General features: G+C 52.4%; 18 protein-coding genes. 15 read left to right on the top strand and 3 right to left on the bottom strand.

What is annotated here, in order from left to right:
* Positions 1 to 3: 3 nt before the first annotated feature.
* Complete coding sequence (locus EG028_RS15215) at positions 4 to 1,164, bottom strand: cysteine desulfurase family protein (protein ID WP_120517411.1); 1,161 nt, start codon at positions 1,162 to 1,164, stop codon at positions 4 to 6.
* Between the two features lie 100 nt (positions 1,165 to 1,264).
* Here EG028_RS15215 and mce point away from each other — a divergent pair, with 100 nt between their 5' ends.
* Positions 1,265 to 1,666, top strand: a complete 402-nt coding sequence (mce, locus tag EG028_RS15210) for a methylmalonyl-CoA epimerase (RefSeq protein ID WP_120517409.1) — start codon at positions 1,265 to 1,267, stop codon at positions 1,664 to 1,666.
* 276 nt (positions 1,667 to 1,942) lie between these two features.
* On the opposite strand, the gene EG028_RS15205 is transcribed toward mce, so the two are convergent.
* On the bottom strand, positions 1,943 to 3,214 hold the full coding sequence (locus EG028_RS15205; RefSeq protein WP_120517407.1) for a UDP-N-acetylmuramoyl-tripeptide--D-alanyl-D-alanine ligase: 1,272 nt from the start codon (positions 3,212 to 3,214) through the stop codon (positions 1,943 to 1,945).
* Positions 3,215 to 3,351: 137 nt separating this feature from the next.
* Between EG028_RS15205 and EG028_RS15200 the strand changes: the two genes are divergently transcribed.
* The 5 genes from EG028_RS15200 to apaG all read left to right on the top strand — a co-directional run bounded on the left by EG028_RS15200 (position 3,352) and on the right by apaG (position 6,355).
* The gene (locus EG028_RS15200; protein WP_120517405.1) at positions 3,352 to 3,723 is read left to right on the top strand and encodes a hypothetical protein; all 372 of its coding nucleotides are present in this window, start codon (positions 3,352 to 3,354) and stop codon (positions 3,721 to 3,723) included.
* A 20-nt stretch (positions 3,724 to 3,743) separates the two neighbouring features.
* Positions 3,744 to 4,298 (top strand): YceI family protein, encoded by a 555-nt coding sequence (locus EG028_RS15195; RefSeq protein WP_120517404.1) that lies wholly within the window; start codon positions 3,744 to 3,746, stop codon positions 4,296 to 4,298.
* Between the two features lie 11 nt (positions 4,299 to 4,309).
* Entirely contained in the window at positions 4,310 to 5,236 is a 927-nt protein-coding gene (locus EG028_RS15190; protein WP_120517403.1) for a DUF5777 family beta-barrel protein, read from the top strand.
* Between the two features lie 321 nt (positions 5,237 to 5,557).
* A complete protein-coding gene (locus EG028_RS15185; protein WP_120517401.1) occupies positions 5,558 to 5,884 on the top strand; it encodes a DUF4157 domain-containing protein in 327 nt (108 codons plus the stop codon).
* A gap of 84 nt (positions 5,885 to 5,968) precedes the next feature.
* Positions 5,969 to 6,355, top strand: coding sequence for a Co2+/Mg2+ efflux protein ApaG (apaG, locus tag EG028_RS15180; RefSeq protein ID WP_120517400.1), 387 nt, complete (start codon positions 5,969 to 5,971; stop codon positions 6,353 to 6,355).
* 222 nt (positions 6,356 to 6,577) lie between these two features.
* On the opposite strand, the gene gldB is transcribed toward apaG, so the two are convergent.
* On the bottom strand, positions 6,578 to 7,609 hold the full coding sequence (gene gldB / locus EG028_RS15175) for a gliding motility lipoprotein GldB (protein WP_120517399.1): 1,032 nt from the start codon (positions 7,607 to 7,609) through the stop codon (positions 6,578 to 6,580).
* Between the two features lie 20 nt (positions 7,610 to 7,629).
* Here gldB and EG028_RS15170 point away from each other — a divergent pair, with 20 nt between their 5' ends.
* The 9 genes from EG028_RS15170 to EG028_RS15130 all read left to right on the top strand — a co-directional run bounded on the left by EG028_RS15170 (position 7,630) and on the right by EG028_RS15130 (position 17,483).
* A complete protein-coding gene (locus EG028_RS15170) occupies positions 7,630 to 8,358 on the top strand; it encodes a porin family protein (protein ID WP_120517397.1) in 729 nt (242 codons plus the stop codon).
* Positions 8,359 to 8,400: 42 nt separating this feature from the next.
* A complete protein-coding gene (locus EG028_RS15165; RefSeq protein WP_120517395.1) occupies positions 8,401 to 10,071 on the top strand; it encodes an NAD+ synthase in 1,671 nt (556 codons plus the stop codon).
* A gap of 41 nt (positions 10,072 to 10,112) precedes the next feature.
* The gene (gene serS / locus EG028_RS15160) at positions 10,113 to 11,384 is read left to right on the top strand and encodes a serine--tRNA ligase (RefSeq protein WP_120517393.1); all 1,272 of its coding nucleotides are present in this window, start codon (positions 10,113 to 10,115) and stop codon (positions 11,382 to 11,384) included.
* Between the two features lie 123 nt (positions 11,385 to 11,507).
* Positions 11,508 to 11,804 carry a c-type cytochrome gene (locus EG028_RS15155; RefSeq protein ID WP_120517391.1) on the top strand — a complete coding sequence of 99 codons (297 nt, stop codon included), beginning with the start codon at positions 11,508 to 11,510 and terminating at the stop codon, positions 11,802 to 11,804.
* Positions 11,805 to 11,870: 66 nt separating this feature from the next.
* The gene (locus EG028_RS15150; RefSeq protein WP_120517389.1) at positions 11,871 to 12,416 is read left to right on the top strand and encodes a GNAT family N-acetyltransferase; all 546 of its coding nucleotides are present in this window, start codon (positions 11,871 to 11,873) and stop codon (positions 12,414 to 12,416) included.
* Positions 12,417 to 12,419: 3 nt separating this feature from the next.
* Positions 12,420 to 13,481 (top strand): M48 family metallopeptidase, encoded by a 1,062-nt coding sequence (locus tag EG028_RS15145; protein ID WP_120517387.1) that lies wholly within the window; start codon positions 12,420 to 12,422, stop codon positions 13,479 to 13,481.
* Positions 13,482 to 13,527: 46 nt separating this feature from the next.
* Positions 13,528 to 14,604 carry a HesA/MoeB/ThiF family protein gene (locus tag EG028_RS15140; RefSeq protein WP_120517386.1) on the top strand — a complete coding sequence of 359 codons (1,077 nt, stop codon included), beginning with the start codon at positions 13,528 to 13,530 and terminating at the stop codon, positions 14,602 to 14,604.
* Between the two features lie 216 nt (positions 14,605 to 14,820).
* A complete protein-coding gene (locus tag EG028_RS15135) occupies positions 14,821 to 16,266 on the top strand; it encodes a DUF1800 domain-containing protein (protein ID WP_120517384.1) in 1,446 nt (481 codons plus the stop codon).
* Positions 16,267 to 16,283: 17 nt separating this feature from the next.
* Positions 16,284 to 17,483, top strand: coding sequence for a DUF1501 domain-containing protein (locus EG028_RS15130; RefSeq protein ID WP_120517382.1), 1,200 nt, complete (start codon positions 16,284 to 16,286; stop codon positions 17,481 to 17,483).
* The last annotated feature ends 745 nt before the right edge of the window (positions 17,484 to 18,228 follow it).

Below are 18,228 nucleotides of genomic sequence, written 5' to 3'. Positions count from 1 at the left end.
CTTTTATTTTAAAATTTCATTGAATTCACGGATCGTATTCTCCACGGCCGAAATGGCAAAATCTATCTCTGCGTCCGTAGTGAACCTTCCTACGGCAAACCGTAGCGAAGAATGTGCCAGTTCCTCTTCCAGTCCCATGGCCCGCAGCACATGGCTGGGCTCCGGGTTGGCTGAAGTGCAGGCTGAGCCCGAAGATACGGCAATTTGCCGGCTTATGGCCCTCAGCAGGGCGTCTCCCTGTATGCCATAAAAGGCGATATTGGTGACATGCGGCAGCCTGGGAGCGCCCAAACCGTTTACAGTAGCGTGTTCCCTGGCCAGGATCGTCGTTTCCAGCCGGTCCCGCATGGCAGATAACCGGCCGGTGGCCGCTGCCATTTCGGCGCCCGCCAGTTCACAGGCTTTACCAAATCCGGCAATGCCCGGAACGTTCAGCGTACCGGAACGCATCCCGCGCTCATGGCCGCCCCCGTCCATCTGGGCGATGATCTTTACCCTGGGCCCGCGGCGCCTTACATACAGGGCGCCCACTCCTTTAGGCCCGTACAGCTTGTGCGCGCTGAAAGCCATCATGCCGATGCCTTCCTGCCGCACGTTCAGCGGTATTTTACCAACGGCCTGTGTGCCGTCCGTAAAGAGGATCACGTCCCTTTCCCGCGCGATCCGGCTGATCTCCGCCATGGGCTGGATCACGCCGGTCTCGTTATTGGCGTACATGATGGCCACCAGGACGGTCTGCTCTGTGATGGCGGCTTCCAGTTCGGCAGGGTCTACCAAACCGGCGGCATTCACTTTCAGCCGGGTAACGGAGGCACCCTGTTTTTCAAGATGGCTCACCGTATCCAGCACGGCTTTATGCTCCGTTTCGGCGGTAATGATGTGGTTGCCTTTGCCGGCATATGCTTCAAAGAGCCCTTTGATACCGAGGTTCACGGCTTCGGTAGCACCGGAAGTGAATATAACTTCCTGCGTTTCAGCGCCAATGAGCGTGGCCACCTGCTGCCTTGCATGATCCACCGCTTCTTCCGCCGCCCAGCCATAAGCATGATTGCGTGACGCGGCATTTCCAAAATGCCGGGTGAAGAAGGGCAGCATGGTTTCCACCACCCGCGGATCGCAGGGTGTGGTGGCATTATAATCGAGATATACAGGCGGCTGCTGCATCCCACAAAATTACGATATAAGTTCTATTTTTACCCGGTCCGGCCATAGTAAGGCCCGATGGGGCAATAGCTTCCGTCTATATTTCAAAAGTTGTAAGGATATGTTAAAAGTGGAACACATCGGTATTGCCGTAAAGTCATTGTCGGCGTCAGTGCCTTTATTTGAAAAGTTGCTGAACACGGCCTGTTACAAAACGGAGGAGATAGCCTCCGAAGGCGTTTCCACGGCCTTTTTCAGGCAGGGGGATACCAAGATCGAACTGCTGGAAGCGGCGGAGGAAAGCAGCCCGATTGCTAAATTCCTGGCGAAAAGAGGGGAAGGGGTACACCATATCGCTTTTGAGGTAACGGATATCAAAGCGGAAATGGCCAGGTTGCAGGCCGAAGGTTTTGAATTGTTAAATTCCGAGCCGAAACCGGGCGCGGATAACAAGCTCGTTTGTTTTCTACACCCCAAAGGCACGAGCGGCATCCTGGTAGAATTGACGCAGGAGAAGCTGTAAATCAGTCACTTGAAGTTTTGTCAAAAAAAATGTCACGACTATTTAAACCTTTTATTTAATCGTGCGTTGATAATATAGTAAGTAAGGAACACTTACTTATTTGAGAAGCAATTACAAGCCCCGTGGGCTTTTATACATAACTCTAAAGTTGGCATAGGTTATGAAAACCTGTGAGTTTTTTAACTCGCAGGTTTATTTTTTTTAGCCAATCCTGGCAGGAAAGTCTTTATGGGCGCATTTTCTGGCCGATTGTGCTACAATAATATGCCCGTTATATTATCCGGTCACCTTTTCCATCCCTACGCTGCGACTGCCTTTCACCAATATATAGGTGTCTTCGTACCGCTGTTGCCTTAGCCATTTTTTGGCTTCTTCCGCCGTTTCCAGGTAGATGTAAGGATGGTTCACCTTGGCGAATTCTTTCCCTACCAGCACCACCGCTTTCCAATGGGTTTGCTGTAAAAGATCGGCGAGCGCCTGGTGTTCTTTCGGGCTGTCTTCTCCCAGTTCCTTCATGGCGCCGAGCAACAGCACTTTCTGCGGAGCCGTAAGCGTAGCGAAGTTCTCCACCGCCGCTTTCATGCTGGAAGGATTGGCGTTGTACGCATCCATGATAAAAGTATTGCTGCCCCGCTGCATGATCTGCGAACGGTTGTTTGACGGTACATATCCTTCAATGGCTTTCCTGATCGTTTCTCCAGGTACTTTAAAATGTAACCCGATGGCGATGGCCGCCATTACATTGGGGAAGTTGTATTCACCCACCAGCTGCGTATGCACATGCCCCGCTTCCACTGCCTTCAGCTCCAGCAATGCCGTGCCCGGAAAAGGCGCGCCCGCGAAATCCGCTTCAGCGCGGCCGTAGGTGATGATATTGCCGATGCCTTTGCTCATGTCCACGAGGTAAGGATAGTCTTTGCAGACAAATACCGTCCCGCCGTTTTCCCGCAGGTGATCGTACAGTTCTCCTTTGGCGAGGCGTACGCCTTCTTCGCTGCCAAACCCTTCCAGGTGGGCCTTCCCGATATTGGTGATAAGGCCGTGGGTGGGTAAAGCCACTGTACAGTAACCGGCTATTTCCCCGCGGTGGTTCGCGCCCATTTCTATCACGGCCATTTCTGCATCCATGGGGATGCTGAGAATGGTGAGCGGCACGCCGATATGATTATTCAGGTTCCCTTCCGTGGCGTGCGTGCGGAACGCGGCACCCAAAACGGTGCGGATCATTTCTTTCGTAGTGGTTTTGCCGTTAGTGCCGGTGATGGCGATAAACGGGATCTGTAATTGCCGGCGGTGGTGAAGCGCCAGGTCCTGCAAGGCTTTGAGCGCATCGGGGAACAACATCATTTTATCCGGCAGGGTGTGGTAAGCGGGATCGTCCACCACGGCCAGGCTGGCCCCTGCATCCAGGGCGGCCGCGGCATATTCATTGCCGTTAAAGTTCGGGCCGCGGAGGGCAAAGAAAATATCTCCCGCGCGCAGCTTGCGGGTATCCGTTTGTACGGACGGGTGCTGAAGGTAATGCCGGTAAAGCTGTTCGATGTTCAAAGCACAAAGATTTGCTGCAAAAATAAGGAATGGATTCCCTCATTTTCTTTATTATCTTTCGAAAATAAGGCAACCTATCCCTGTTACGCACCGTATAAAAACCTATGCAAGCCCATACAACACCAACTCACAAGAGTATGAAACGATTATTGATCAACCTGATTTTACTGACCGGCTGCGGACTGGCGGCCTGTACTTCAGAGCAGGCACCCGAACCGGTGACACCATCAAGCTGCGCCTCCGTAGACATCAAAAGCGCCCGCGTGTACACTATCGTACAGGAAAACTGCACGAACAGGAGCTGCCACCCGGGAACAGGCTCCCCGCTGATCGCCGATTTCTCCACGCTGGCCAGGTTAAAAAGCTACATCACCACCAACGGCGCCACCTGGACGCTGCGCGTCACAGGCCAGAATGCGGACATGCCGCAAAGCCAGTCTTTCCCGCCGCTCTCCAGGGCCACGCGCGACTCTATCGCCTGCTGGGTGAGCAACGGCATGCCGGATTGATCCACTTCTCAAACTCAATTATGAAAAAGTTACTCATCATAGGTTGCCTTCTCTGTAGCTGTTTCGCCGGATTTGCACAGGATATACAATCCTGCCGCAATGTGATGTTCCGCTTTTATTCCAGCGCGCCGATGGAAGACATAGAAGCCAAAACCACGCAGGGCGTTTCAGCCATCAACACCGCCACCAAAGCCGTTTATTTCAAAGTGCCCATCAATACTTTCCAGTTTAAGAAAAAGCTGATGCAGGAACACTTCAACGAAAACTACCTGGAAAGCGACAAATATCCACACGCCGAATTCAAAGGCAAAGTGCTGGAAAACCCGGACCTGACAAAGGACGGCGTGTATCCCGTAACCGTGGAGGGCAATATGCTGATCCACGGGGTGAATAAAACATATAAAGAAAAAGGAACGCTCACTGTGCAGAACGGGAAGCTGTCCGCCAAAGCCGTATTTAATGTGCGCGTGGCCGACCACAAGATCAAGATTCCCAGCCTGGTGATAAAAAATATCGCCGAGGTGGTGGAAGTGACTGTGGAGGCCACGTATCTGCCAACAAACCAACAAAAATAACAACCAACGATATGTTGAAACTTCGCATGTTATCTGTCCTGCTGCTGGCAGCGCCCGCTGTGATGGCGCAGGACAACCTGGGCGAAATGTTCGGGAAGGATTCCGTACGCCGCGACCCTGTGATCGCCACTTTTAAAAGCACCCGCATTATCAACGGCCAGTCCAATGAAACGCTCAGCAAAGGAGACCTCGACTTCCGCGTGGCGCACCGCTTCGGCGATATTGGCGGCTCTGGCGGGGGCAGCAGCACCTTTTTCGGGCTGGACAATTCTACGGACATCCGCATCGCATTCGAATACGGCATTACGGACCGCCTCACCGCCGGTATCAGTCGTACCAAGGGCAGCGGCAACTTTTCACAGATGTACGAAATACTTGGCAAGTTCAAAGTGCTGCAGCAGACCATGGACAACCGTATACCCGTAGGTGTTACCGTATTCGGCAATGCCGTGGTGACGGGCATGAAAAGCAGCCCCGAAAAGTCCGACGTGAATTATTTCGACAGCTTCAGCAGCCGCATGAGCTACACCGCGCAGGCTATTATCTCCCGCAAGTTCGGCGATATCATTTCCCTCGCGGTGCTGCCTACCTACGTTCACCGGAACAGGGTGGGGTATAAGGATATGAATAATATGTTCGCGCTCGGAATGGGCGGCCGTTTGCGGTTTTCCAAAAGAGTGGCGCTGGTGGTGGATTATTTCGTGCCTTTCCGCGACGAGGAAAGCAAGGATTATTACGAAACCCGCGGCATCAAATTCTACAATTCGCTGGGTGTGGGCGTGGAGATCGAAACGGGCGGCCACGTGTTTCATATGAATTTCACAAACTCCACGGCGGTGCTGGAAAACCAGTTTATCCCCGAAACCGTTACAACCTGGACGCAGGGCCAGTTCAGGTGGGGTTTTAATATCTCCAGGAGGTTCTCGCTGGGGAAATAACCTATGCCGGTTTCTCTTCAGACAATAGCTGGGGCTGACCCAAAAGGTAAATGAAGGCGCTGAGAATCGCATAAACGCTATTTCCTCTCCATCACCTCCCCGAGAGGGGGTACCCTTTTTAGTCAGCCCCTATTTAGTACGCATGTTTCCGGCCGGCGCTGCCTGCGATCCGCTCAGCAAAGGGCGCTTCCACCTGGAAAAATATCACGGTGAAAGCACCACTGGCGCCAGCATCCTTTCTTTCCCGCCGCCCTGGCGGGTTGTAAACTTTTCTCCCTTTCCACTGCAGCCGTGCAAGATCATTTCCATTAAATTGCGGCAATGGAAACGCTTCATTGCCGGATCAGGGAAAATTCGTGGGTAGCCAGGCTGGCAGCCCGGAAAATGGGTAGCCGCAGTATCGCGATCGTATTCGGGCGGGTGATATACCTGCATGGGGTAAGCCGGGAGGCTTTCCTGGCCAATGTCCGCTGGGTAAGGCACGAAGTACGGCATGTACGCCAGTACCGGGAACATGGTTTCTTGCCCTTTCTCTGGCGGTATGTGATAGACTGGCTGCGGTTCGGTTACTACGACATTCCCTTCGAAAAGGCCGCCAGGCTTGCAGAACAGGACCCCCGGGAACTGGATGGTGTGGAAATAACCTAAAGAATCGTTAAAACCCCCGGGGCAGGAGAAAAAAATGTTGCAACGTGGGTATTTTCCTTATTTTTACGTCAAAGGTTGATTCATATGGTCAAGAAGGTCACAGAAGGAATCACAATCAGCGTGGAAACGTTTTATCAGCCGGATTACTCTAATCCGATAGGAAGTGAGTTCATGTTTGCTTACCGCATCACCATTGAAAATAACAACACATTTCCGATAAAATTGCTCCGCCGTCACTGGTATATCATCGATTCCAACGGCTCTCACCGCGAAGTAGAAGGAGAAGGAGTAGTTGGCGTGCAGCCTTTGCTTGCTCCCAACGAAAGTTATCAGTATGTATCCGGCTCCAATCTCCGCACGGAGATCGGTAAAATGTACGGTACTTACCAGATGGAGAACCAGCTGAACAAAAAGCTGTTCGACGTGAAGATCCCGGAATTCCAGATGGTGGTTCCGTTCAAAATGAACTAATACACCCGCGCATGGCGCTTATACCGGCTCCGAACCGGTTTATTTCCCTGTACTGCATCTTCCGGCTCAAGGCATTTCCCTTTTTCTTTCTTTACAATATTTTCCGCAGCATGATGCCACTACCCGGCAGTGATCGCAGCTGTATGTTTCCCGCATTTGAATGTCATACACAACGGCGCCTCTTGCCAGGAAAGTATTCATTTTGCTGAAGACAGCCGCCGGTTACGGCCTGTACTTCGCTTTGCTGAAGATCGTCATCGGGTCTTTGGTAGCCAGCAATTGTTCCAGCGTGATATCCGGGTTCTTTTTCATGTAGGCCTGCACGATCCTGTAACCTACATAAGCGCCTATCTGCCCGGGAGCGCCCGCGGGCAGGCCCTGTGTGGACGGGCTTTCGCCCGTATACCGCATAATGTCCTGCCAGTCTGAGGTATAAAGCAGTTTGTTCTGTACAAAATACTGCCATACCATTTCTTCATTTTCATCACAAAAAACAAGTTGTTCTTTGGTATACCCCAGCCTGATTTCTTCCGGCGTTCCAGGGAGCACCTTTTCGAGGAAATACTGCTGCCTGCCGAGGTCTATGAGCTTCACCACCAGCTGCGCGCCTTCGCCCTGCGGCGGGTAAAGGTCTTCCTGCACCACCTTCATCACGTTCACGGGTATATATTCGGGGGTGAACTTCCTTACCACGTAATCCGGATAATCAGGTATCAGGCGGTAAACCGGGAAATCCGCTCCCATGTGCATATCCAGCCCGATGCCCACGGTAGAGTCCATCACTACCGCGCCAAAGTTGCCGATGGCGGATATAAAGCTCACCACCTGCGGGGCCTGGAATTTTGGGAGGTAATATTTCGTGAGCCTGAAAGCCTGCGTAAGAGCGGCTTCCACCGGTTTGATATCTTTGAAATGTATTTCCACCGAATCCTGCAATGCCCTGAAATCCTTATTGGTCAGGAAGCTGCGTACCTGCGGCGACAGCAGCTGCGGGGAATCTGTGGACGGCCCGAAGCTGAGTATCTGTGAAAAATAAACGGGGGCAAAGTGAGGATATGCCTGGCCCAGCAATTTTAGCCTTTCAGGCACGTTATTGGTATCGATATGGAAAAATTCTTCGTCGAACCGCTGGATCTTAACATCGATAGGTATGTGGCTTACATCAGGGATATTTTTCCTTCCCCCGCATCCTGAAATTATCCAGCCCGTCAGGAATAAGGCAGCCAGGAAATATTTATTCTTATAATTTTGCATCGCCTATTAAAACTTTAGAAATGGTAAAAATATTGCATAACAAGCTATTCCCGAAATCTTTGCTCGTCGTTTGTTCTTTACTGGTCTTTTCACTGGCGGCGCAGGCCCAGACCCTCAGCGGCAGGTTATCTGAAAGATCAGGCCGTAAAATGCGCCTCGGCTTCAAGCTGGACCCCGGCGTCTCTACCCTCAAGGCACAAGATAACGGCGTGGAGCGCAACAGCGCCCGCTTTTATTTCAGTTACGGCATCCTGGCGGACTTTTACCTGGACCAGACCGGTAACTACGCCATCGGCTCCGGCATACAGATCAGCCATATGGGCAGTGTAATGCAATACCAGACGGGCCTGGGACTGGATGACTACAACGCGGCCGCTTCCGAATACGATATCCGCCTCCAGTACATCGAAGTGCCCGTTACCCTGAAGCTGCGTGCGGACACAGAGCATGACATTGGCATCTGGGGCCAGTTCGGCGGCTTTATGGGCGTTCCCATCAGGGCCAGGGGCAACGTGATCAGCACGCCGGAGTTTTATGAGACAAAGGTGAACATCTTCAAAAATATCAATCCCCTTGCAGCAGGCCTGATCATCGGCGGCGGCATAGATTACCCCCTCACCGAAACCCTCACCGGCACCGTGGGCGTCATTTACCAGAACAACTTCATAGACGTGACGCGCAACAGCAAATGGGACGACGGCCGCATCAATACCAACAACTTCGTTTTACGCCTCGGGGTTTATTTTTAACCCCTGAGAAGGCGTACCTTTGCAGCAGAAAAAAAAGAACGGATGAATATCTTTTTAGCCCAGCAGAACTACCACATCGGGAACTTTGAAGCAAACACGGCCAAGATCATCAATGCCATCCGGGAAGCGGAACAACAGGGGGCGGACCTCATTGTTTTCCCGGAGCTCTGCGTGTGCGGCTACCCCCCGAGAGATTTCCTGGAGTTTGAAGATTTCATTGCCCGCAGTTACGCCGCGATAGACGAAATTAAAACGCATACCAGCCGCATTGCGGTACTGGTGGGCGCTCCCCACAGGAATCCCAATCCCGAAGGCAAAGACCTTTTTAACGCGGCCTGGTTCCTGCACGAAGGCGAAGTGAAGCAGGTGATCCATAAAACGCTGCTGCCTACCTACGATGTGTTTGACGAGCACCGTTATTTTGAGCCGGGCTTCGAATGGCGGGTGATCCCCTTCAAAGGCAAAAAACTGGCGGTAACTATTTGCGAAGATATCTGGAACCTGGGAGACAATCCTTTGTACCGCATCTGCCCCATGGACCAGCTGATGGCCCAGGAGCCCGATGTAATGATCAATCTTTCCGCTTCCCCTTTCGACTATAACCACGACGAAAGCCGCCGCGAGATCATCCGCGCGAATGTGCTGAAATACCGCCTGCCGATGTATTACTGCAATACGGTAGGGTCACAGACGGAGATCGTGTTCGACGGCGGCTCCATGGTATTTGACGCGGACGGGAACATCGCGCTGCAGATGCCTTATTTCACGGAGGCCACCGGCAGCTTTGATCTCGGCAAACTGCCGAAAGCAACCGCCACCGGCGGCAATCCCATTCCTAAAGCCACTACGCTCGAAGAACTGTCATTCGATCATAATATTGACCGGATATATGAAGCCATTGTGCTGGGCATCCGCGATTATTTCGGGAAGATGGGCTTCAAACAGGCCATCCTCGGCTCTTCCGGCGGCATAGACAGCGCGGTGACCCTGGCCCTGGCCGTGGATGCGCTCGGCAAAGAGAACGTACGCGCCATCCTGATGCCAAGCCCATACTCCACAGAACACTCCGTGGACGATGCTATCGCGCTTTCCCGCAACCTGGAGAATCCCTATGACGTGATCCGCATCAATAACATTTACGAATGTTTCCTTGATACACTGGACCCTTTCTTCCACGGCCTGCCTTTTAACGTGGCTGAAGAAAATACCCAGAGCCGCATCCGCGGGAACCTGCTGATGGCGCTGAGCAACAAGTTCGGCTACATCCTGCTGAACACTTCAAACAAAAGTGAACTGAGCACCGGCTACGGCACGCTGTACGGCGATATGGCCGGCGGCCTTTCCGTACTGGGAGACGTGTACAAGATGCAGGTATACGCCCTGGCCCGGTACATCAACCGCAACAGGGAGATCATCCCCGGCAATATCATCGAAAAAGCCCCTTCGGCGGAGCTGCGGCCCAATCAGAAGGACAGCGACAGCCTGCCCGATTACGCCGTGCTGGACAGGATACTGTACCAGTACATCGAGCGTACCCAGGGGCCGCGCGAGATCATCGCCCGCGGTTATGACGCAGCGCTGGTAGCCCGCACGCTGAAGATGGTGAATACCAATGAATACAAGCGGAACCAGTTCTGCCCCATCATCCGCGTATCGTCCAAAGCCTTTGGCGTAGGGCGCAGGGTGCCAATTGTAGGTAAATATTTGAGTTAAGGGAGAACCCCGTTATCTTTGTCCAAATTCAAGAGCAATACATGTTACAGGTACAATTTATTCGTCAGAACAAGGAACTGGTACTGGAAAGGCTGGCTGTAAAGCATTTCAAAGAGCCCGGTATCGTGGAGGAAGTGCTGGCGCTGGACGATCAGCGGAAGAAGCTGACATTGGAGTATGATGAAACACAAGCGAAGATAAATTCGGCCTCAAAAGAGATCGGGAAGCTGATGGCATCGGGCGACAAAGCAGGCGCTGAAGCCCGCAAGCAGGATGTAGCGGCTTTTAAACAGGCCCTCGGCCCGATCGATGAATCGCTCAGGGAAACGGAAAAGAACCTGCACGACACGCTCGTGAAGCTGCCGAACCTGCCCGGCGCAAACGTGCCTCCCGGCAAAACCCCGGAAGACAACGTGGAAGTGCGCGGCGGCGGTGTGAAACCCACACTGGCGGAAGGCTCCGTGCCTCACTGGGACCTCGCAAAAAAATACAATCTCATCGATTTTGAGCTGGGCAATAAGATCACCGGCAGCGGATTCCCCGTGTATATCAACAAGGGTGCACGCCTGCAACGCGCGCTGATCAGCTATTTCCTGGACTACAATACCGCAAACGGCTATACGGAAGTGCTGCCTCCCTATATGGTAAATGAAGCCTCCGCCTACGGCACCGGCCAGCTGCCGGACAAAGAAGGGCAGATGTACTTTGTGACGGAAGACAACTTCTACCTGATCCCCACCGCGGAAGTACCCGTTACCAACATTTACCGCGACGAGATACTGAAGGAAGCCGCACTGCCCGTGCGCATGACGGCCTACACTCCCTGCTTCCGCCGCGAAGCCGGTTCTTACGGTAAAGACGTAAGAGGTCTGAACCGCCTTCACCAGTTCGAGAAAGTAGAGCTGGTACAGCTGGTACAGCCGGAGAAATCATACGGCGTATTGCAGGAAATGGTGGAGCATGTGGAAAAACTGCTGATCTCCCTGAACCTGCCTTACCGCATTCTGAACCTTTGCGGCGGCGATATGAGCTTTACCTCCGCGCAGACCTTCGACTTTGAAGTATGGTCCGCCGCGCAGGAAAAATGGCTGGAAGTAAGCTCCGTGAGCAATTTCGAAAGTTACCAGACGAACAGGATGAAGATCCGCTATAAAGACGAGAACGGTAAAAATCAGCTGTTGCATTCGCTGAACGGCAGTTCCCTCGCCCTGCCCAGGATCGTGGCCTGCCTGCTGGAAAACAACCAGACGCCCGAAGGCATCATACTGCCGGAGGTGCTGCGTTCCTATTTCGGCAGCGACCGGATCGCGTAAGCAACTGCGCTTAAGCAACGAAACGAACGTTAACAACGTATAAATTATAAAAAGCGTACAGCCATAACTGTACGCTTTTGCTTTTTTTACGTTAATTTGTTGTCAGGTCTTAAAATGCAAATTATGAAAACACTAATCCAGTTATGTCTGATCGCTGTGGTGCTTTACGGATGTGCCGGTGGCATAAATCCTAAAGATACAGCAGCGGTGGAAGCAGCTTTCTCGAAGTACGAGGAATCCGACGGCAAGGCCATCTTCAAGGAAAAATGCGCCCGCTGCCACGGTTACCGTCTCCCCGAAACCCGCACCACCGAAAAATGGCCGAAGATCATAGACAGAATGGCCCCCAAAGCAAAACTCACAGACGACCAGAAGTCCGCTGTACTCGCTTTTGTGACCAAACACGGAAAAACATCCTGAGTATTTGTTCAAAACGAATTAAAAATCAAAGGCGGCTCACGGGCCGCTTTTTTTATATTTGTAATCATGCACCACTTTCTGCCAAATGGTAAACAGCTCGTTATCCGCCAGCCCGGCATTGCCGATGCGGCGGGTTGCCTGGCCTGTTTCCAGCAGTTCACCGGCGAAACGGATTTCCTGCTTTTCACGCACGAAGAAGCCATGAAAATGGACCTGAAAGAAGAAGAAGGATTTATCCGCTCTTACCTGGAACGCCCTGAAAACCTGCTGCTGGTAGCCGATGTGGAAGGAGAGATCGTGGGCATTTTCAGCCTGAACCGCAGCCGTTTCAAAAAACAATACCATATGGCGCTGATGGGCCTGGCCGTGCTGCATAAGTATTGGAACATGGGCATCGGGCGGCGGCTGCTCACCGCCGGCATACGCTGGGCGGAAAAACACCCGCAGCTCACCACCATTCATTTTGAAGTGCTGGCTACAAACGAAAGGGCCATCCAGCTATACCGCAACTTTAATTTCATTGAACATGGCCGCATCCCCAAAGGCATCCGCCAGCCGAACGGCGACTGGGTGGACCTGGTGGTGATGTCCAAAAACCTTAAATCCGCGTAACCTATGATCCTTTACCAGGGCTTTTATACCTACGATTCCCCGGATAATGTGCAGCCGGCGGCGATAAGCCTGAAAAAAGACAAAATAGAGATACACCTGAAAGACGAACATGGCAACCCGCGCGTGGTGCACTGGTACTGGTACAACATTGCGCTGGGCAAACAGACCGCGGCGGGTATGGAATTACATCATATGGGCCTCCCGCAGCAGACGCTCCGTGTGTCCTCCAATGAGTTTGCGGACATCGCCGAAAAACGGCTGCGGAATAAAGGCCGTACCTTCCCCACGGCGGCGGCCGTATTCCTCAGCACGGGCGCTATCATCATCGGCCTGCTGGCCCTTGCGTATTTCTGGTTCATCCCTTTCCTGGCGGGCCGTGTGGCGAAGACCATGCCTGTAGAATACGAAGTGAAGATGGGGGAAGAAGCGTATAATTCCCTGATCAGGCAATACAAAATATTACCGGAGAAGACGGAGCTGGTGAACCGCTTCTTCAGGGAGCTGGACATCAAAACCCAATACCCGGTGAAGATCACCGTGGTGGAGGAAAAACAGACCAATGCATTTGCCGTTCCCGGCGGGCACATCGTGGTATTCAGCGGCCTGCTGGACAAGATGCGGCGGCCGGAAGAGCTGGCAGCCCTTTTAGCCCACGAATTTTCGCATGTGGAGCTGCGGCATACCACGCGCTCGCTGATGCAGACTTTGGCCACCTATATGACCGTAAGCCTCATTTTTGGCGATATCACGGGTGTGGGGGCGGTGCTGGTAGAAAATGCCAATACCCTTAAAAACCTGGAGTATTCCCGCAGCCTGGAAAAAGAAGCAGACCTGAACGGGCTGCAACTGCTGGAAGCCCGGCACATCAACCCGGAAGGTTTCGTCTGGCTGTTTGGCACCCTCCGGCAGGAAAACGGCGGCGCCACGCCCTCCGAATGGCTGAGCAGCCACCCGGATATGGACAACCGCATCGGGTATGTAAAAAAGGAAATGAAACCGGGGCTGAGCACGGCCCTGCCGGCGAACTTACAGGCCACCTGGAAACAAATCAAAGCGGACTATTGATCCGCGAGTAAAAAATTCCGAAATTTAAAGCGGGGGAACACATCTTATGAACCGATACGACCGCCAGATCAGGCTTACAGGATTTGGCAACGAGAAACAGGAATTACTGCGCAATGCCGCCATACTGGTGGTGGGAGCCGGAGGGCTGGGCGTACCGGTACTGCAATATCTCACCGCCATGGGCGCCGGACGTATCGGGATAGCGGAAGAAGATACCGTGTCCATCACCAACCTGCAACGCCAGGTGCTGTACAGCACGGCGGATGAAGGAAGGCCCAAGCTGGCCGCCGCCGTCGAAAAGCTGCAACAGCTGAACCCCGAAGTACAATTTATTCCCCACAACACTTTTCTCAATACATCCAACGCCCTCGCCATCATTGCGCAATACGATGTGGTGATCGATTGTTCGGACAACTTCGGCACGAGATACCTCATCAACGATGCCTGCGTGATTCTGGGCAAACCTTTCGTATCCGGTTCCATTTACCAGTACGAGGGACAGGTGAGCGTATTTAATTACAACGGCAGCGCTACGTACCGCTGCCTGTTCCCCGAGCCCGGCGATGCGCCGGACTGCAACGCCATCGGCGTACTGGGCGTGCTGCCCGGCATCGTCGGCAGCTACCAGGCCAGCGAAGCCGTGAAAGTGATCTGCGGAATAGGAGAGCCGCTTGCCAATCAACTGCTCACCATCAACATCCTTGACAACACGCACCAGGTATTCTCTTTTCAGACGGACCCCAATAATCAACACATCACCCAATTGCAGGAAACCTACGGTGACCAGGCCTGCGACCCGGTGCTGATGCAGTTCCTCACCGTAAAAGAGCTGAGCCGCTGGCTGGAAGAAGGCGAAGATTTCCAGCTGATAGACGTCAGGGAAAAAGAAGAATGGGACATCTGCCGGATAGACGGCGCGCTGCATATCCCCATGCGGCGGATAGACGCTTCCATCCCCGGCCTGTCCAAAGAAACACCCGTGGCCGTGATCTGCCACCACGGAATGAGGAGCAAAGCCGTGGCGGAGCACCTGCTCAAATCAGGTTTCCAGCAGGTATACAATGTAACGGGCGGCATACACGCCTGGGCGGTGGAAATTGACGATACAATGAACGTTTATTAGTCCCGGCGGATGAATTCATGCAACCGTTCCCGTAAAAAGATCACATGATGATGAATGTATATTAACCCCTGCCGCGAAGATTTAACATTCCCCTGCATGAATATTACCAGCTATTTCCGCCATGGAATGAATTTTGCGGAATTTATTTGAAAAGGCGCAAGCAACGTTAAACTATGCCTTTAAATAGCCGTCTTATTTACTCAAAATTTTTAGCATATGGCTGTTGTTCCCGAACAAATTCAATTACAACACCTGGGCTGGAGGGCGGGTTTCGGAGAGAACCCTGAAGTGATCCGGTCCTGGGCGAAGAAGCGGAGAAAAGAAGTGGTGCGCAAAGTGATCCTTGGCCCCAACGCAGCCCCTGAATCCATTAAGGTAATGGACGAAACCGACCTGCCGGACTTCCGCCGCCAGCGGAACATGGGTGCTGAAGAACGTAAAGCCGTGCAGAAAATGAATACCGATGGTATCAAAGACCTGAACGTGATGTGGACGCACGCAATGATCAACAGCGGCCATCCGCTGCAGGAAAAGATGGCGCTCTTCTGGCACGGGCATTTCGCCTGCCGCACGCAGAACGTATTGTTCAACCAGCAATTGCTCCAGGTCATCAGGCAGCACGGCCTGGGCAACTTCGGCACACTGCTCACCGAAGTGTCCAAAACCCCCGCCATGCTGGCTTTCCTCAATAACCAGCAGAACAGGAAACAACGCCCCAACGAAAACTTTGCCCGCGAAGTGATGGAGCTTTTCACACTCGGCCGCGGCAACTATACCGAAAAAGATATCAAAGAAGCCGCCCGCGCCTTTACCGGCTGGGGTTATAATGAAATAGGCCAGTTCCAGTTCCGTAAGAACCTGCACGACGAAGGCAATAAAACGGTGCTTGGTAAAACCGGTATGTTCGACGGCGATGATGTGATCAAAATATTACTCGAACAAAAACAAACCGCGCGGTACATCACCGCGAAGATCTACCGCTATTTCGTGAACGAAACGGAAGACGATGCCCGTATCGATCAGCTGGCCGCGAAGTTTTACCAATCCAATTATGACCTGCGCGGACTGATGCAGGAAATATTCATGGCGGACTGGTTCTACGAAGAAAAACACATTGGCAGCAGGATCAAAAGCCCGGTGGAACTGATCGTGGGCCTGCGCCGCTCTATTCCTATGCAGTTTGAGCAGGAAGAAGCGATGCTGGTATTCCAGCGCGTGATGGGGCAGACCCTGTTTTATCCGCCGAACGTGGCGGGATGGCCGGGTGGCCGCAGCTGGATAGACAGCTCCAGCCTGATGTTCCGCATGCGTGTGCCGCAGATCATTTTGTATTCACAGGAGTTCAACATCCGACCGAAAGAGATCACGCCTGAAATGGGCGAAGGGCAGAACTACAAAATGACGATGCAGGTGAACGAGTTCCTGAAAAAACAATATGCCCGCAGGGTGAATGCAAATGTGGACTGGGCGCCGTTCCTGGAAAGTTTTAAAGACACGCCCCGCGAAAAGCTGGCGGACCAGATAGCCGGTTCGCTGCTGTTGAAAAACAGCGGCATCGACAAACAATTATTGGAAAAATATTCAGATAACTCTTCCCGTGAGAATTACATCAAGACCGTAACGATCGATGTAATGAGCACACCGGAGTATCAATTGTGTTAATCATAATCCAACGAATTATGCAGATCAACAGACGCCGGTTCTTACAGGTAGGTTCACTCGCTTCGGCCAGCGTGATGCTGCCGAAATTCCTGAAAGCCATGGAGCAGGGGCAACTGGTGCCGCCGGGCAATAAAGTACTGGTGGTAGTGCAGCTCTCCGGCGGCAACGACGGCCTGAACACCATCATCCCTTACCGCAACGATATTTATTACAAAATGCGCCCGCAGCTGGGTATCAAAAGGGAAGCCGCGCTGTCGCTGAACGATGAGCTGGGCATACATCCCGCACTGAAAAGTTTTAAGTCCCTGTACGACGATGGTTCGCTGGGCGTGCTGAACAGCGTGGGTTATCCGAACCCGGACCGTTCCCACTTCCGCTCGATGGACATCTGGCAGAGCGCCAGCGACTCCCGCGACTACTGGGGCACCGGTTGGCTCGGCCGTTACCTGGATGCGCAATGCAAAGGCTGTGACAAACCTACGCAAGCCCTCGAAATAGACGATACCCTCAGCCTTGCGCTGAAAGGCGATGCCGTGAAAGGCCTTGCCCTCACCGATCCGCAACGTCTCTTCGGCGCCAGCAACGACAAATATTTCAAAGAACTGCTGGCCAAACAGAAACACGATGATGAACATCATAACGTGGACTATCTGTACAAAACGATGGCGGAAACGATCTCTTCCGCATCGTATATCCAGCAGCAGTTCCGTACTTTCAAAAGCAAGGAACAATACCCGAATACCGAACTGGGCCGCAATATGAAAACCATTGCGGAGCTGATCATGACGGACATCAATACCAGTGTGTATTATGTAAGCCACGGCAGCTTTGATACCCACGTAGGCCAGCAGGGCCAGCAGCAGCGCCTGTTCGAGCAACTGAGCGATGCGGTGGGCACCTTCACCACAGACCTGAAAAAGAACAACCGTTTCCAGGACGTGGTGGTAATGACCTTCTCTGAATTCGGGCGCCGGGTGGGCCAGAACGCCAGCGGCGGTACGGACCATGGCACGGCGAACAACATGTTCCTGATCGGCGGCGGATTGCAGCAGAAAGGCATCCTGAACGAAGGCCCGGACCTGGTGAACCTGAACGAAGGCGATCTCCAGTACAAGGTGGACTTTAAAAACGTTTATGCCACCCTGCTGAAAAAATGGCTTGGCGCGGACGATCAGGCGATCCTTCAGAAACAATATGAGCACCTGAATTTCATCTAGGTATTGAAAAACCTCAGAATATCTTAACCCACCCCGGAAGCGGGGTGGGTTTTTAGTTTTTACGGCCCTTTTTCCGGGAAGTTTCGGTTTTCCCTCACACAATCCCGCTCAATGGAGATAATGGTCTTCTAATGGTCTTGTAATGGCCATAATCCGCCTTTGTGCCTTTTGCCGGCAGACAGCTCGCTGGCCGGGTCTACACCGGGTCTACACCGGGTCTACACCGGGTCTACACCGGGTCGTGATATTATTTTACCATTTCTTCTCCTATAACGATCCTATATCGATCGTATATCTATCCTATAAGCTTCTTATAAGTTGGGATTTGGGGAATATGGCATCATTATATACCAATAAACTCCTCCACATTTTCAGGGGAGATCACATGAGTGGTCGCTTCGGGGTAGTTGGTCGTGAAAGTCTGCGGGAAACGTACCTTTTCGTTTTTTGAAAGGTTCTTTTTATCATATTCATGGATTGTAATCCATGAATATGATAGTTATATCGGATTGCAATCCAGAAATAGCATAATAAATGTCGCCATCCTTGCAATCACCGCCGGGGTAAAATGTTAATACCAGCACTTAACGCATGATCGTACCTAGACTTGCGCCAGCTTAGGTGCGTTTGTCATGAGTATGACAATTGGCTTCTAATAGTAGTAGTGAAGTAGTAGCGAAGCTGTTCCTAAGCAGTACTGAAGTAGCAGATAAGTAGTAAACGCATAAAAAAACCGGCAGTATGC

The organism is Chitinophaga barathri (assembly GCF_003807585.1).
GTDB lineage: Bacteria > Bacteroidota > Bacteroidia > Chitinophagales > Chitinophagaceae > Chitinophaga > Chitinophaga barathri.
Note: the sequence above shows the minus strand (reverse complement) of the source record. Positions and strands in the feature narration are given on the sequence as shown.

Excerpts from the sequence above, each read along its gene's own strand:
- EG028_RS15215 (WP_120517411.1), bottom strand. The coding sequence starts at position 1,164 with ATGCAGCAGCCGCCTGTATATCTCGATTATAATGCCACCACACCCTGC.
- mce (WP_120517409.1), top strand. The coding sequence starts at position 1,265 with ATGTTAAAAGTGGAACACATCGGTATTGCCGTAAAGTCATTGTCGGCG.
- EG028_RS15200 (WP_120517405.1), top strand. The coding sequence starts at position 3,352 with ATGAAACGATTATTGATCAACCTGATTTTACTGACCGGCTGCGGACTG.
- EG028_RS15195 (WP_120517404.1), top strand. The coding sequence starts at position 3,744 with ATGAAAAAGTTACTCATCATAGGTTGCCTTCTCTGTAGCTGTTTCGCC.
- EG028_RS15190 (WP_120517403.1), top strand. The coding sequence starts at position 4,310 with ATGTTGAAACTTCGCATGTTATCTGTCCTGCTGCTGGCAGCGCCCGCT.
- EG028_RS15185 (WP_120517401.1), top strand. The coding sequence starts at position 5,558 with ATGGAAACGCTTCATTGCCGGATCAGGGAAAATTCGTGGGTAGCCAGG.
- apaG (WP_120517400.1), top strand. The coding sequence starts at position 5,969 with ATGGTCAAGAAGGTCACAGAAGGAATCACAATCAGCGTGGAAACGTTT.
- gldB (WP_120517399.1), bottom strand. The coding sequence starts at position 7,609 with ATGCAAAATTATAAGAATAAATATTTCCTGGCTGCCTTATTCCTGACG.
- EG028_RS15170 (WP_120517397.1), top strand. The coding sequence starts at position 7,630 with ATGGTAAAAATATTGCATAACAAGCTATTCCCGAAATCTTTGCTCGTC.
- EG028_RS15165 (WP_120517395.1), top strand. The coding sequence starts at position 8,401 with ATGAATATCTTTTTAGCCCAGCAGAACTACCACATCGGGAACTTTGAA.
- serS (WP_120517393.1), top strand. The coding sequence starts at position 10,113 with ATGTTACAGGTACAATTTATTCGTCAGAACAAGGAACTGGTACTGGAA.
- EG028_RS15155 (WP_120517391.1), top strand. The coding sequence starts at position 11,508 with ATGAAAACACTAATCCAGTTATGTCTGATCGCTGTGGTGCTTTACGGA.
- EG028_RS15150 (WP_120517389.1), top strand. The coding sequence starts at position 11,871 with ATGCACCACTTTCTGCCAAATGGTAAACAGCTCGTTATCCGCCAGCCC.
- EG028_RS15145 (WP_120517387.1), top strand. The coding sequence starts at position 12,420 with ATGATCCTTTACCAGGGCTTTTATACCTACGATTCCCCGGATAATGTG.
- EG028_RS15140 (WP_120517386.1), top strand. The coding sequence starts at position 13,528 with ATGAACCGATACGACCGCCAGATCAGGCTTACAGGATTTGGCAACGAG.
- EG028_RS15135 (WP_120517384.1), top strand. The coding sequence starts at position 14,821 with ATGGCTGTTGTTCCCGAACAAATTCAATTACAACACCTGGGCTGGAGG.
- EG028_RS15130 (WP_120517382.1), top strand. The coding sequence starts at position 16,284 with ATGCAGATCAACAGACGCCGGTTCTTACAGGTAGGTTCACTCGCTTCG.